Below are 14,824 nucleotides of genomic sequence, written 5' to 3' on the forward strand. Positions count from 1 at the left end.
TCCTGATTCCGCGAATTATTCTTTGGCCCAGCGGTCCAGATTGTGCGCAATATGCGCCAGGCGCTCGAGCGGATCCTGGTTGGCCAGCAGTTCGATTCGCGCCGCGTCCTCCAGCGGCAGCAACTGCGCCAGCTGCCAGGACAGAGCCTCGGCAGAGTCCACTGGCGCAAACTTCAACGCCAGCATCGCAGCGTGCTGCTTCAACTCATTCAATACTGCCAGCAAGCCGTCACAATGCTCCGGTATCGGATGAGTGGCTTCTTGATCGAGCCACTCCACCTCCGCCATACGCAGACCGTCCTCTTCCACAAAAGTATCCAGAATGCGAAAGCGTGACTCCCCTGCCACATCAATATGCAGCAGCCCTTCCTCGCCCTGGCTCCAGTCGACGATGCGCGTATACAGGCCCAGCGGCCACACTTCAGCCGGCCCCACCTCGCGACCACTGCGGATCAACGCCACGCCAAACCCGGTATCCGATTTAAGTGATTCCGTCACCAGGCGCAGGTAGCGCTGCTCGAAAATACGCAATGGCAGTGTTACGCCGGGGAACAGCGCCATATTCAGGGGAAAAAGCGGAATAAGAGACAAAATAACGATCCAACCATGCACGGATAAGCGACAAAGATACCATTGTGTTTACCCCGCCAAGGATAACGTCACTCCGATAAAACAAAAACTCGCGCCAGCTGTTCTAGACTTCTTAGAAATGCAGTATGCGGATGTGCATTAAGAGGTATTGCTATGCGCTGGCGTAAAGGTCGCAGAAGTTCGAATGTCGAAGACCGTCGCGGCGAGGCATCGCCCGGCGGTGGTTTGGGTGGTCTCGGCAACCTGTTGGCCATCGCGCCCTTCCTGCTGCGCAGCAAGCGGGGCTGGCTGATCCTCCTGGTTCTAGGCGCGCTCTATTATTTCGGCAGCAACATGTTTAGCGGTACCACGCATACCGGGCCACCGACCGTGGGGCCCGATGGTCAGGTACAGCCGTCGGACGCCGCCAGCGATGAACTCGCGCAATTTGTCGCCGTGGTGCTGGCCGATACCGAAGACACCTGGGGCAAACTGTTCCAACAGGCCGGCTCTCAATACACCACCCCCAAGCTGGTGCTCTACAACGATGCCGTGCGCTCTGCCTGCGGCCTCAGCTCCGCTGCGGTCGGCCCGTTTTACTGCCCCGGCGACCAGAGGGTATACCTCGACCTCGGCTTCCTGAACGAACTGAAAAAACTCGGAGCGCCCGGTGACTTCGCCTTCGCCTATGTGATCGCCCACGAAGTCGGCCACCATGTCCAGAACCTGATGGGGATATCGGATAAAGTCCAGCGGGCGCGGATGCAGTCCGACAAGGTCACCTCCAACCGGCTGTCTGTGATGCTGGAATTACAGGCAGACTGCTACGCCGGCGTATGGGCGTTTTACGCACACAGAGACCGCAATATGCTGGAGCCGGGTGATATCGAAGAGGGTTTGCGGGCCGCCGCCGCTGTCGGTGACGACCAACTGCTGCGCCGCTCCGGCCGTGCCGTTTCACCGGATGCCTTTACCCACGGCAGCGCGGAGCAGAGGGCCTACTGGTTCCAGCGCGGCTTTACCAGCGGCGACGTGAACCAGTGCAATACTTTTGCTGCACTGTCCGGTCAATAAACTGGCCGTGACGCGCCTTAGCCACTAAGCTGTCGCCCACATTGATGAACTAACCAGGGAGAATCCCGTGCCTAGAGCAACAGCCCGACACATTCTTGTTGAGAGTGAAGCCCAGTGTGAAGATCTGAAAAAGCAGATCGAAGGCGGAGCCGATTTCGGCAAAATTGCCCAGCAATATTCCAAGTGCCCTTCCGGCCGCAGCGGCGGCGACCTGGGCGAATTCGGCCAGGGCCAGATGGTCCCGGAATTCGACAAGGTCGTATTCGGTGGTGAGCTGAACAAAGTACACGGCCCGGTGAAAACCCAGTTCGGTTACCACCTGTTGGAAGTCACCAGCCGCACAGACTGATCTCCTCCTTTTGCCAAAGCCCAAAAACCTCCAAGCAGGTCGGGTGGCGGCAAATCACTGCGGCTGGTCTTTCGAAACCGCTGTGAATACTTCCCTGTACGCTCTGTCGCAAACATCCCTGTTTGCGACAGTTTCGAAAGACCAGCCCCAGCGCTTCGCCTTCAATTCAAACATTGGCACTCTGTCAGCATGCCCCGAGTGCGGGGTGCTTTTCGTGTGCAAAACTTTGAATTGAAGGTTCTGGTAGCGGGTGTTGGCTTGCGGGACTGTCGAAAAGAGGGACCTTTTCGACAAGCCCCCAGGGATGGGTTCACGGCGTGTCCCGCAAGCCAACACCCGCTAGCAGGACCGCCACACAACTGGCTACAAAGCCGAACTCTTAAATAGGATTGCGACGCACCTGCCAGGTCACCGGCCGCGCGTAATCGTCCACCTTGTTTTCCACCCCCAGCAACATCGCAAACAGTGCCATACGCACCAGCAGACCGTTGTCGGTCTGGCGGAAAATCGCCAGGCTCGGGTGTTCGTTGAGGTCCGGGTCCAGCTCGTTGGCTTCCGCGCGGGAATCGCGGGGCAGCGGGTGCATGATCACGGTATTGGGTTCCGCATGGCGGGTGAAGATATCGCGGTTCAGGCGGAAACGGCCGCGGTAGCGATCCGCCTCTTCCTGGGAGGCAAAGCGCTCTTCCTGAATGCGGGTGGAATAAACGATATCCACATGCTTGATCGACTGTTCCAGCTGGTCGGAAATTGTCACCTCGTGGCCTGCCGCGCGCAGCTGCTCGATCACCCTTTCCGGCATCGCCAGCTCTTCCGGAGAAACGAAAACCAACTGCACTTTCTTGAACAGGCACAGCAGTTTGCACAGCGAGTGCACCGTACGCCCGTATTTCAGGTCGCCGATCATCGCAATACGGAAGTTGTCCAGCGAGCGACCTTTGCCTTCCAGCTCCTTGCGGATGGTATACAGGTCCAGCAGCGCCTGAGTCGGGTGCTCGTTGGCGCCGTCGCCACCATTTACTACCGGAACCCGGCTGGCCGCCGCAAACTCCGCCACCGAACCCGCCTGCGGGTGGCGCATACAGATCACATCCGAATAACCGGACAACACCCGCGCGGTATCGTAAAGGGATTCGCCCTTGGCCATGGCACTGGCAGAGATACCCACAGTTTCGCGCACCGTGCCACCCAACAGGTTAAACGCACAACCGAAACTCACCCGCGTACGGGTACTGGGTTCCAGAAACATATTGCCGAGGATGGCCCCCTCCAGCACGCGGGTTACCTTCTCGCGGCGGGCATAGGGGACCATGGTGTCTGCCACGGAAAAAATACGGTCGATATCACCGCGTTCGAACTGGCTGACGGAAAGGATGTTGGCGCCGATAAAATCCATTGCTGCTCCAAATTAAGCACTGACTGCGCCGGGATCACCGGCTGCATTACCGGGCGCGTATTCTACGCGGGAGCAGGCCCTTGGAACAGAACATTAGGGCCTTAGTCACCACCTCGTAGGAGCCTGCTTGCAGGCGAACCGTTCACCGCACGAATCTTCGCCTGCAAGCAGGCTCCTACGAAGCGCGATTAACCCAGCAGCGAATCGCCCCAGGCTTCCAACTGATCCAACAGATCATTGCGCTCCGGAAACTCTTCCCGCAACCGCGCAATCTCCTCGAAGTAAGACTCCATGGTAATACTCGCCCCGAATGCCGGATCGGTCAGGCGCTGGTAGCGCCACTCTTCCCAACGCTGCTGCTCCGCCTCGCTGAGAGTTTCGGGATAATTTCTCGCCCGTAGGCGAAAGAGTAGCTCCGGCAGGCGCGAATCGGAAAACGGTACCTCACCGGCCAGCGCTTCCGGGCCGCGACTCGCCAGTGCGCGGTGCAGCTGACGGCACAGATCGCGGTCCGCATCGTTCATAAAGCCGTCGTAAAGGCGAGCCTCCACATCCCGCGCCGGAAAGTCGCCGTCCAGGAAAACCTGATGCAATTTCTGCGTCAGATCCAGCTCGCGCAGGCGCTGCCAGCTTGCCACACAGACCGCCTTGTCGATCCCCAGCTGCGCCGCGCGGGCGTCGTCGAGCATCTTGGCCGGCGCCAGTACCGGGCAGCGGTTCATGTGGATAAGTTTCAGGCCCGCCGGCAATTCGCCCTCACCCAGTTTGTCGCGGGCGGTATACAGCCGCTCCCGCAGCGCCTCCGGATCCAGATCGATGATCGGCTGCGGGTCCATGGCCAGATTCGCGCAGATCACCGCGTTGCGATTGACGGGGTGCATAGCCAGTGGAAGCACAAAGGTAAGGTGCCCCTGAGCCGCCGACACCTTGCCGGATACGTGCAGCAATGGCTGGCGGGCCTGCGGATCGAGCAATTTGGCGACTGCCTGCTTGCGGCGCAGGTTGTACACGTAGTCGTAGAGACGCGGCTGCTTTTCCCGAATCAGCTTGGCCATATCAATGGTGGCGCGCACATCCGACAGCGCATCGTGCGCCCCCTCGTGGCTGATACCGTTGGCCGCTGTGAGCTCTTCGAGGCGGAATGACGGCACTTTTTCACCATTGGCCGCTACGCGCTCTGGCCACTGGATCCCTTCCGGGCGCAATGCATAGGTCAGGCGCACCATATCGATGATATCCCAGCGGCTGTTGCCGGAACGCCACTCGCGCTCGTAGGGATCGAGGAGGTTGCGGTACAGGGTGTGGCGGGTGACCTCGTCATCGAAGCGCAGACTGTTATACCCCACCCCACAGGTCCCCGGTGCACCCAGCTCTTCAAGGATTCGACGGATAAAATCGATCTCCGGCAGGCCTTCTGCCAGCGCCGTCTGCGGGGCGAGGCCCGTCACCAGGCTGGCCATCGGCTGAGGCAGACAATCGCTGGTCGGTTTGCTGTAAATCATCAGCGGTTCACCAACGATATTCAGGTCTTCATCGGTGCGGATGCCGGCAAACTGGGAGGGCTTGTCTGCGCCGGGATCCGTCCCCCAGGTCTCGTAGTCGTGCCAGTAAAGAGTGGTTGCCATGGAGCCTCCGTGAAAATTTGGGCCACATATTAACGCAATTGATGCCTGAGCTTCGTGGGCATCAATTTCATTCCGATCAAATTTCGTTTAAATTCCCGCCCCCAGCTCACGAGTTACCCGGATTCGACCGCAGCTGGAACACACTAAGGATCAAAATACGAACAAAAGGGACTACGCACTTGAAAAAGTTTGCCTGCACGATATTGCTTTTACTATCACCATTTGCAACCGCCAACGAACAGGGATACAACCCCTTCTACCTCAAACTTGGCTACGGCAGCACTGATTTCGACAGCGAATCTTTCATTGGGTATGAGGCCGACTCAGCCAATGGCTATAGCCTGACCTTGGGATTTCAAACGAACCGCTTCCTGGCACTGGAAAGCAGCTTTGTAAGCCTGGGGGAATTACCGTTCTCCTACGCCTATGAGTACAGCTATGGTGAACCCGAGTGGGACGACTATCGCGTTGAGAGCTCCTATGCAGGCAGTGGTAACCGCTCCTGGAACACCCGAACCATTGGCGCGACACTGTCGACCGATGTCTACCGCAGATTTTCCGCCGGACTCCGCTTCGGTTACCACAAGTGGGAGTCGCAATCCGACGTAACCCAGAGCGGTACCTATTCGGAATATGAATGGAACCCGGCGACAGATTCCTACGAATTGTCTTATTCAGATGACTACAACTACGAATTCAGCTACGGCAATAGTGGTGACGGCGGCTACTACGGCATAACACTTGGCCTCAACACCGGTAACTGGATCTTCAGCGCCGACTACACCGTCTACGAAATGGACCGAGGCGACCCCGCTATGGGCAGTGTGTCCGTGGGCTTCAGGATCTAAGCTCCCTCGCCAAAGTGGCGGCGAAAAAACGCTTGCCACCATCTATCCAGGCCAACCTGCTCGCTTCCGGGTTGGCCCAAGCTCCGGCCACTGGACGATAGCTGCCGGTTGCAATGCCCCCAGCGCACATTAAAATCCCGCGTTCTCTATTATTCCTCCAGTGATTTTCTCCCCGGACGATTCTTACTCTATGAACATTCGCCAACAGCTGAACGACATCTTCCAGGCCGCCATGATTGCCGCCGGTATCCCCGCAGACTGCAGCCCGGCAGTAGCCCCGGCCAAGAAGGCCGGTTTCGGTGACTACCAGGCCAACGGTGCCATGGCTGCCGCCAAGAAAGTGGGCACCAACCCCCGCGAACTGGCGGCGAAGATCGTCGATAACCTGGATAAAGGCGAGATGATCGAAAAGGTGGAAATTGCCGGTCCCGGCTTTATCAACATCCACCTGAGCGAAGCCTGGCTGGGCAAAACCCTGGCGGCGGCCCGCACCGATGAGCACCTGAACGTCGAACAGGTCACCGACCCCCAGACCGTGGTACTGGACTACTCCGCCCCCAACCTCGCCAAAGAGATGCACGTGGGCCACCTGCGCTCCACCATCATCGGCGATGCGCTGGCGCGTTTGCTGGAATTCCAGGGACATACCGTCATCCGTCAGAACCATATGGGCGACTGGGGCACCCAGTTCGGCATGCTGCTGGCACACCTGTCAGACCAGATGGAAAAGCAGGACGCCGAGGTGGCACTGGCAGACCTCGAGCAGTTCTACCGTGAAGCCAAGATCCGCTTCGATGAGGAAGAGGGTTTCGCCGACCGCGCCCGCGAATACGTGGTGAAGCTGCAGGGCGGCGACCCCGAATGCCTGAAACTGTGGAAGCAGTTTATCGACATCTCCATCAGCCACAGCGAAGAAATTTACGAAAAACTGAACGTCACCCTGACGCGCAGCGACGTCTACGGCGAGAGCCGCTACAACGACGACCTGCCGGTACTGGTGCAGGAGCTACTCGACCGCGGTATCGCGGTGGAAGACCAGGGTGCAGTCGTGGTGTTCCTCGAGGAGATGGCCGATAAAGAAGGCAACCCCAGCCCGATGATCATCCGCAAGCGAGGCGGCGGCTATCTCTATGCCACCACCGACCTCGCCGCGATCCGCTACCGCGCCAACCAGCTGAAAGCAGACCGTATCCTGATCGTGGTGGATGCTCGCCAGTCCCTGCACCTGCAACAGGCGTTTACCGCTGCACGCAAAGCCAGCTTCCTGCCCGAATCAGTGACACTCGAGCACTGCGCCTTTGGCACCATGATGGGTGAAGACGGCAAGCCGTTCAAAACCCGTACCGGCGGCACCGTGAAACTGGCGGCACTGCTGGACGAAGCGGTAGAGCGTGCCACCGCACTGGTCGCGGCAAAGAACCCGGAGCTCAGCCAGGAACAGCAGGCCGAGATCGGCCGCGTGGTAGGTATCGGCGCGGTGAAATACGCGGACCTGAGCAAAACCCGCACCAACGATTACGTGTTCAACTGGGACTCGATGCTGGCCTTCGAGGGCAACACTGCACCTTACCTGCAGTACGCCTATACCCGTGTGCGCAGCATCTTCCGCCGCGCCGGTATCGATCCGTCCGCACTGACTGGCACTATCGAACTGGGCACCGACGCCGAGCGCGCGCTGGCGATCAAACTCAACCAGTTTGGTGAAGTGCTGGACCAGGTGGCAAAAGACACCTTCCCGCACGTGCTGTGTACATACCTGTACGACCTGGCCAGCGCCTACATGGCATTCTACGAAGCCTGCCCGGTGCTGAAGGAAGGCGTAACCGAAGAGCAGAAGCAGAGCCGCCTGCAACTGTGCGATATGGTTGCCCGCACCCTGTCTACTGGCCTTGGTCTGCTCGGAATCGAAGTACTGGAGCAGATGTAAGCCAGGCCATGCGTGTACTCGTCACCGGCGCATCGGGTCTGCTGGGCCGCAGCGTGCTTGCCCACCTGCAACAGCAAACGGATATCCAGGCTACCGGCACCGCCTTCAGCCGCGCCGGTGGCCACCTTATCGCCCTGGATCTGACCGCCCCGGAACAGGTCCAGGCGGTGCTCGACAAGGTGCAACCGCAGGTGGTTATCCACTGCGCCGCGGAGCGCTGGCCGGACCGCTGTGCCCAGCAACCTGAGGATGCCTGGGCGCTCAACGTGGACAGTACCCGCGCGCTCGCAGAAGCCTGTACTACCCGCCGTGCACAGCTCGCCTACATTTCTACCGACTATGTGTTTGACGGCCAGAACGCGCCCTACAGGCACGATGCCCCCACCAACCCGGTCAATTTTTACGGCCGTAGCAAGCTCGCTGGCGAGCAGGTGGTGCTGGAAAGCGGGAATCACTGGGTGTTGCGCCTGCCCTGGCTGTTCGGCCCTACGGGCAATTTGCATGAATCCGGTGTCACCGCACTGCTGGAGACTGTGGCGAACAAATCCCCGGCCAAAATTGATGACTGGGCGATCCGGTTCCCCACTAGCGTAGAAGAAGTGGCTGACGTATTGCGCCAGTGCCTGACACACATCGCTGCAGGTGCTGCGTATAACGGTATTTACCAGTGGAGTGGCAGCACGGCGGCAACCCGCTACCAGCTTGCCTTGATGGTGGGCGAAATCGCGAGCCTCGACACCGATCATCTGCTGCCAGACAGCAACCCCGCCATGGCCGAGCCTCGTCCCTACAACTGCCAGCTGGATACCTCACGTTTGCGCGACCAGGGTATCAATGTGCAAGAACCTCTGCGCACACAACTCGCACGTACGCTCGCGCCGTTTCTCTAATTGGCTTAGTGAAATATGAGAGGCGAGTGCCATCGGCACTCGAAATGATCGCTCTAAAGCAACCGGGGAAGTGATCAGCCGGCTTCGCTCGCCAGGGCCTGCTGTAAAACCTGCTGCGCCATCACCATATCCGCATCGCGGATCAACCAGAGTTCCGAGTGCCAGTCCAGCGAACCGCCATCCGGCTGCTGTGATTCCACACGGGTTTTCTGGGTGAGTACGGAGTAGCCTGCGGACTCCAGCAAATTGCGCAAATAACTGCCCAGCAATTGATCGTTCGTTGAATAAATTTTTCTCGCCATACTGCGATTGGTCATTGTTTCCAAATCGGCTTGTGGCCGACGTTCCAGACACTGGCTGCGGGGTGTTTGGCGCCGCAATATTTAGCGACCGCCCTCAAAGCCACATCTTGCTTCCGTAGCCGCTCGGAATGGGTCACATCCACCACGGGCAATTTCGGAAGAAGGTAACTTTAAAGATAGTTCAGAGGTCAGCGCCCATCGGCCATACAGACACGCGCAAGAAGAGAGATACGCCAATCATCTCGGTTGACTGGAAATGAGTTCCAGCGTCGCAACATTTTGCGCGCCTTTTATTTTCGAGGGTTTGAGTGAAGGCTCCGTGACGGAAAGCTCTGCGCCTTCTGGCAGATCATTGGAAAACAGCTGGTACTTGTTCTTGCCATTGCGCTTGGCGTGATACATCGCCATGTCGGCTTTTTGCAAAATCGACTCCAGAGTATCGCCCCGCTCATCGATTCCCACCACACCCACGCTCATGGTAACCGCAACCATGTGATCGAAAATTTTCACCGGCTGCGCCACGGTCTTGAGCATCTTTTCGGCCAGGGCACGATAAGCATCTGTCTCTGACAGGTCGCGTACAAATACACAAAATTCGTCGCCCCCAAGGCGGGCCACAATATCTCCACAGCGCATCACACTCAGCAACCGTCGAGCGAGCACGCACAGTAGTTCATCACCACCCTGGTGCCCGAGGGTATCATTCACCTGCTTGAAGTCGTCCAGGTCGATAAAGAACAGGTACCCCTGCTCCCGCTGGCCGGACACTGCCCGCCGCTGCAGATTCAGATAGTGCTCCAATTGTTCCAGCAGGCTGTAGCGGTTATCCAATCCGGTCAGGCTGTCGTGCATGGCAATCTGCTCAAGCTGGGCCGTCTTGCGGCTTACCATGTCGTTCATATCTTCCAGCTGGTCGCACACTGTGAGCCCGGTGTTATCCAGTACATCCAGCTCATCAAACTTGTTCAGATCCTTGTGGACCGGCTGAATCAGGCGCCGGGCGTCGTCGAACCGTCCATTAGTCAGCAGCGGCAGGGCTTGCGCCAGGCGCCTCAGGCGCACGATCGGCCGCCACAGGGTACCCGCGACCGCGGCACTGAAAATCAGCGCCCCCAACACCGAAAACAGAAACAGCAGTTTTACCGAGGCGCTGATGTGCTTCGCCTCTTCCGTCACATCATCAATAAAGACAAAGTGCGCGCCCTCCCCGCCCACATCGACCGGCATCACACGGATATCGTATTCACGATTGGAGAAAGGATAGAAGCGGGAAAAGTGCAGACGCTCCAGCCCTTCCCGCTCGGCCACTTGCGCAAGCATGGGCAACAGGCGATCGCGGGATGTGAGCGCCAGCACCTCCCGGTGCCAGCCTTCCACGTAATTGGCTCCATCCGCCTGCTCGGGCTGCCGCCTACTGGAAATAATGCCGATCTCCGATCCTGTCATGGAGCGAAAACGCTCCAGCAGGTGCGACAGGGCCCGATCCACCTGCACCACATAGTCGCCGTCACTGGCTCTCACCGGCACTGCCACACTCTGCACACAGCTATGTTCGCAGTACACACGCTCCAGCGGCTGGCCCCGCAGGAGCACCTGGGCAACCTCGTCACGGGAAAGCCCGCTGTGCGGCGATCCCCAGGTAAACGTCGGCTCCGCACCACCGGAGTAGATTTTCAACGAGTGCAGGCGCCAGTTGTGTTGCAACAGCTCCCACTGCCGATTCATGACCTTGCGTAATTCATCGCGACTCGCAATCCGCCCCCGTTCGTTGTGCACCACCAGCTCGGCCAGCTGCTGAGCCTCCTGGCGCGAGTGCACCATCAGGCCGGAGATCTGGTTCTGGAAGCTGAGATAGCGGCTCTCGCGGCTCTTATCCAGCAGCGATTGCAGGCTGCCGTTACCGAGCAGTATGAAAAACAGGCACATGGCTACGACAAGCAGCAGAGAAAAAAGGCTGGCTTTGAAGCGAAGGGTGTTGAGACTGGTCAGTTGCAGCACAGCAGATTCCCGACTTCCATGGAGTTGAGTGCAATTTATTCTGTGCAGAACGTCTCTACTTCTTCTTATATCAATCTTCCGGCATCTGGCTCAGCGCCTTTCCAGATATTCCTACATCCGCTGTAAGACATACTCTGAGGCGCCGGATGGCTCCGATCTGCAATGATTTATTCGCAAAGTATGGCGAAGATCTCACAGCTCGGTGGCCGACGAGGAAAACGGCAGAATAAAATAGCGTCAAATTTGCAAAAACAGGATATGTTTCACAAAAACGTCGATCCTTCAGCATATTTTTGACCGAAACAGTACTGAATTGCCCACCATCAACGCCGTTGCTAAGATGCGCGCCGGCCGGACCCCGTGCAGCCAGTATGCGGGGCTAATTCAAATACGGGCCACTTTCGACATCGGGCCACCTTAGCAGTGGCCCTCTTTGCTATTTTTTACCGGTACTTGCTCTGACAACAGCGCACTTCTGGCAATCGCGCGCCGGCAGCACACTTTCAGTGTTTACAGGAACTCATCCACTATGACCCAGCCTTCGCTCAAGCAGTTGGAACAACGCGACGCCTTTGTCCGTCGTCACATTGGCCCGGATGCCAACCAAACCCAGGCGATGCTCGAAACTCTCGGCGTAGCGTCCCTCGACGAGCTGATCGGGAAAACCGTACCCGCGTCCATTCGCAAACTGGATGACCTGGACCTGGCCGAAGCCGTGGATGAGCAAGAGGCACTGGCCGAGCTGAAAGCCCTGGCGAGCCGCAACAAGATCTTCCGTACCTTCATTGGTATGGGCTACCACGACACCATCACCCCCAACGTGATCCTGCGCAACGTGCTGGAAAACCCCGGCTGGTACACCGCGTACACCCCTTACCAGCCGGAAATCGCCCAGGGTCGCCTGGAAGGCCTGCTGAACTTCCAGCAGATGATCATGGACCTGACCGGCATGGAACTGGCCAACGCCTCCATGCTGGACGAAGGCACGGCCGCAGCAGAAGCCATGGCGATGTGTAAGCGCCAGGTAAAGCGCAACAAATCCAATACCTTCTTCGTAGATGCCGACTGCCACCCGCAGACCATCGCCGTCGTAAAAACCCGTGCCGAGCACTTTGGTTTTGACGTACTCGTAGGCAACCCGGAAAGCGACCTGCCGGAAGACCTGTTCGGTGCCCTGTTCCAGTACCCGGGCTCCACCGGTGTGGTACGCGACCTGACCGACCTGATCGCCAAGGTGCACGAAGCCGGCGCACTGGTAACCGTAGCCGCCGACCTGATGAGCCTGGTTGCGCTGAAAGCGCCGGGTGAAATGGGTGCAGACGTGGTTGTCGGCTGCAACCAGCGCTTCGGCATTCCCATGGGCTACGGTGGCCCGCACGCCGGTTTCTTCGCCTTCCGCGAAGCCTACAAGCGCTCCGCGCCCGGCCGTATCATCGGTGTGTCCGTAGACAGCAAGGGCAAGCGTGCCCTGCGTATGGCCATGCAGACCCGCGAGCAGCACATCCGTCGTGAGAAGGCCAACTCCAACATCTGTACTTCCCAGGTACTGCTGGCGGTAATGAGTGCGTTCTACGCCATCTACCATGGCCCGCAGGGCCTGAAGACCATCGCTGCGCGTATCCAGCGACTGGCCGACATTCTGGCAACCGGCCTGAAAGAAAAAGGCCTGAGCCTGACTCACGACAGCTGGTTCGACACCCTGACCGTTTCCGTGGGCGACAAACAGTCCGCCATTTTTGACTGCGCCATCAAGGCTGAAATCAACCTGCGCAAAGTCGGCAGCGACGCGCTGGGTATCAGCCTGAACGAAACCACCTCACTGCACGATGTATCCGAACTGCTGGATATCTTCGTCGGTGGCGATAACGGCCTGGACCTGAACAAGATCGATAGCGAACTGGCCGCGAACGGCCCGGCTGGTGTACCAGCTGACCTGCAGCGCTCCAGCGACTTCCTGACTCACCCGGTGTTCAACACGCATCACTCGGAAACCGAGATGCTGCGCTACCTGAAGACCCTGGAGTCCAAGGACATCGCCCTCAACCACTCCATGATCCCGCTGGGCTCATGCACCATGAAGCTGAACGCCACCGCAGAAATGATCCCGGTGACCTGGCCGGAGTTCGGCAAGCTGCACCCGTTCGCGCCGTCCGATCAGGCCGAAGGCTACCGCGAGATGTTCCGTCAGCTGGAGCAGATGCTGGCCGCCTGTACCGGTTACGACGCCGTCAGCCTGCAGCCGAACGCCGGCTCCCAGGGCGAGTACGCCGGTCTGGTTGCGATCAAGAAGTACCTGGAAGCCAAGGGCGAAACCCAGCGCGACATCTGCCTGATCCCGGCCTCTGCGCACGGCACCAACCCGGCTTCCGCGATGATGGTCAGCATGAAGGTGGTCGTGGTTGCCTGTGACAACAAGGGCAACGTCGACGTCGCCGACCTGAAAGCGAAGATCGAAGAGCACGGCGATCGCATTGCCGCGCTGATGGTTACCTACCCGTCCACCCACGGTGTGTTCGAGGAAGGCATCCGCGAGATCTGCGAACTTATCCACAACGCCGGTGGCCAGGTGTACATCGACGGCGCCAACATGAACGCGCTGATCGGCGTGGCCGCACCGGGCAAGTTCGGTGGTGACGTATCCCACCTGAACCTGCACAAAACCTTCTGTATCCCGCACGGTGGCGGCGGCCCCGGCATGGGCCCGATCGCCGTAGGCGAACACCTGAAGCCCTACCTGGCCGGCCACCCGGTAACCGAGGTGCCGGGCAATGATCCGGTGAACGGCACCATCTCCGCAGCACCCTGGGGCTCTGCCAGCATCCTGCCGATCAGCTGGATGTACATCCGCATGATGGGTAAAGCGGGCATGAAGCTGGCTACTGAGACCGCGATCCTGAACGCCAACTATGTGGCCAGGAAACTGAGCGCGCACTACCCGCTGCTGTATACCGGCACCAACGGTTTTGTTGCGCACGAGTGTCTGATCGACCTGCGCCCGCTGAAGGAAGTGAGCGGCATCACCGAGGAAGACATTGCCAAGCGCCTGATGGACTTCGGTTTCCACGCGCCCACCATGTCCTTCCCGGTCGCCGGCACCCTGATGATCGAGCCGACCGAATCCGAAGCCCAGGAAGAGCTGGATCGTTTCGTGGAAGCCATGGCGATCATTCGCCAGGAAGCGGAAGACGTGGCGAGCGGCAAGTACACCGCGGAAGACAACCCGCTGCACAACGCGCCGCACACCCAGGACGACATCATGGCGGACGAGTGGACCCACGCGTACAGCCGCGAAGTGGCCGGTCGCCCGGCACACTGGCTGAAGCACCACAAGGTGTGGCCGGCGTCCAACCGTATCGACAACGTCTACGGTGACCGCAACCTGATCTGCTCCTGCCCGCCGGTAGAGAGCTACATGGACTAAACGTCCGAAATAAAAAACCGGAGCAATGGCTCCGGTTTTTTTTGCTCCGAAATACCCTTCGTAGGAGCCTGCTTGCAGGCGAACCCCTCCAGGCCTCGCATAAATTCGCCAGCAAGCAGGCTCCTACAACCTAGATTCCCGCATACGCGGGAATGACATGAAGCCGCGTCATCCCGGCCTCGAGCCGGGACCCAGCCACTCCGGATCCTCAGCAGCCCACAATCTGGATTCCCGCTTTCGCGGGAATGACGTGAAGCCGCTACCGTCATCCCGGCCTTGAGCCGGGATCCAGCCATTCCGGATCCTCAGCAGCCCACAATCTGGATTCCCGCTTTCGCGGGAATGACGTGAAGCCACTACCGTCATCCCGGCCTTGAGCCGGGATCCAGCCACTCCGGATCCGCAGCAGCCCACAATCTGGATT

The 14,824-nt window shown here is 59.0% G+C and carries 11 protein-coding genes; 6 read left to right on the plus strand and 5 right to left on the minus strand.

Going from position 1 to position 14,824, the window contains the following annotated elements:
- Nucleotides 1-15: 15 nt before the first annotated feature.
- Complete coding sequence (locus LC093_RS05045) at nt 16-591, minus strand: LON peptidase substrate-binding domain-containing protein (protein WP_226662873.1); 576 nt, start codon at nt 589-591, stop codon at nt 16-18.
- Between the two features lie 153 nt (nt 592-744).
- On the opposite strand from LC093_RS05045, the gene LC093_RS05050 reads away from it, so the two are divergent.
- Nucleotides 745-1,644: a neutral zinc metallopeptidase gene (locus LC093_RS05050; RefSeq protein ID WP_226662875.1), complete on the plus strand. Its 900-nt coding sequence runs from the start codon at nt 745-747 to the stop codon at nt 1,642-1,644.
- A gap of 67 nt (nt 1,645-1,711) precedes the next feature.
- Nucleotides 1,712-1,993, plus strand: coding sequence for a peptidylprolyl isomerase (locus LC093_RS05055; protein WP_413231488.1), 282 nt, complete (start codon nt 1,712-1,714; stop codon nt 1,991-1,993).
- Between the two features lie 379 nt (nt 1,994-2,372).
- Here the strand turns inward: LC093_RS05055 and LC093_RS05060 are convergent, their stop codons facing one another.
- Both LC093_RS05060 and sbcB read right to left on the minus strand, forming a co-directional pair.
- Nucleotides 2,373-3,389, minus strand: a complete 1,017-nt coding sequence (locus tag LC093_RS05060; protein WP_226662877.1) for an aspartate carbamoyltransferase — start codon at nt 3,387-3,389, stop codon at nt 2,373-2,375.
- Between the two features lie 188 nt (nt 3,390-3,577).
- The gene (sbcB, locus tag LC093_RS05065; protein ID WP_226662879.1) at nt 3,578-5,014 is read right to left on the minus strand and encodes an exodeoxyribonuclease I; all 1,437 of its coding nucleotides are present in this window, start codon (nt 5,012-5,014) and stop codon (nt 3,578-3,580) included.
- A gap of 179 nt (nt 5,015-5,193) precedes the next feature.
- Between sbcB and LC093_RS05070 the strand changes: the two genes are divergently transcribed.
- The 3 genes from LC093_RS05070 to LC093_RS05080 all read left to right on the plus strand — a co-directional run bounded on the left by LC093_RS05070 (nt 5,194) and on the right by LC093_RS05080 (nt 8,679).
- Nucleotides 5,194-5,862 carry a hypothetical protein gene (locus LC093_RS05070; RefSeq protein WP_226662881.1) on the plus strand — a complete coding sequence of 223 codons (669 nt, stop codon included), beginning with the start codon at nt 5,194-5,196 and terminating at the stop codon, nt 5,860-5,862.
- Nucleotides 5,863-6,052: 190 nt separating this feature from the next.
- Nucleotides 6,053-7,789 carry an arginine--tRNA ligase gene (argS, locus tag LC093_RS05075; protein WP_226662883.1) on the plus strand — a complete coding sequence of 579 codons (1,737 nt, stop codon included), beginning with the start codon at nt 6,053-6,055 and terminating at the stop codon, nt 7,787-7,789.
- Between the two features lie 8 nt (nt 7,790-7,797).
- Entirely contained in the window at nt 7,798-8,679 is an 882-nt protein-coding gene (locus LC093_RS05080; RefSeq protein ID WP_226662884.1) for a dTDP-4-dehydrorhamnose reductase family protein, read from the plus strand.
- Nucleotides 8,680-8,753: 74 nt separating this feature from the next.
- Here the strand turns inward: LC093_RS05080 and LC093_RS05085 are convergent, their stop codons facing one another.
- Together LC093_RS05085 and LC093_RS05090 are read right to left on the minus strand one after the other, a co-directional pair.
- Nucleotides 8,754-8,996 (minus strand): DUF2007 domain-containing protein, encoded by a 243-nt coding sequence (locus LC093_RS05085; RefSeq protein ID WP_226662886.1) that lies wholly within the window; start codon nt 8,994-8,996, stop codon nt 8,754-8,756.
- A 222-nt stretch (nt 8,997-9,218) separates the two neighbouring features.
- Nucleotides 9,219-10,979, minus strand: coding sequence for a diguanylate cyclase domain-containing protein (locus LC093_RS05090; protein ID WP_226662888.1), 1,761 nt, complete (start codon nt 10,977-10,979; stop codon nt 9,219-9,221).
- 529 nt (nt 10,980-11,508) lie between these two features.
- Here LC093_RS05090 and gcvP point away from each other — a divergent pair.
- Nucleotides 11,509-14,400 (plus strand): aminomethyl-transferring glycine dehydrogenase, encoded by a 2,892-nt coding sequence (gcvP, locus tag LC093_RS05095; protein WP_226662890.1) that lies wholly within the window; start codon nt 11,509-11,511, stop codon nt 14,398-14,400.
- Nucleotides 14,401-14,824: the final 424 nt, after the last annotated feature.

Origin of the sequence: Microbulbifer aggregans (assembly GCF_020524005.1) — a bacterium.
GTDB classification, from domain to species: Bacteria; Pseudomonadota; Gammaproteobacteria; order Pseudomonadales; family Cellvibrionaceae; genus Microbulbifer; species Microbulbifer aggregans_A.

Coding starts and splice junctions, on each gene's coding strand:
- LC093_RS05050 (WP_226662875.1), top strand. CDS start 745: ATGCGCTGGCGTAAAGGTCGCAGAAGTTCGAATGTCGAAGACCGTCGC.
- LC093_RS05060 (WP_226662877.1), bottom strand. CDS start 3,389: ATGGATTTTATCGGCGCCAACATCCTTTCCGTCAGCCAGTTCGAACGC.
- sbcB (WP_226662879.1), bottom strand. CDS start 5,014: ATGGCAACCACTCTTTACTGGCACGACTACGAGACCTGGGGGACGGAT.
- argS (WP_226662883.1), top strand. CDS start 6,053: ATGAACATTCGCCAACAGCTGAACGACATCTTCCAGGCCGCCATGATT.
- LC093_RS05080 (WP_226662884.1), top strand. CDS start 7,798: ATGCGTGTACTCGTCACCGGCGCATCGGGTCTGCTGGGCCGCAGCGTG.
- LC093_RS05085 (WP_226662886.1), bottom strand. CDS start 8,996: ATGACCAATCGCAGTATGGCGAGAAAAATTTATTCAACGAACGATCAA.
- gcvP (WP_226662890.1), top strand. CDS start 11,509: ATGACCCAGCCTTCGCTCAAGCAGTTGGAACAACGCGACGCCTTTGTC.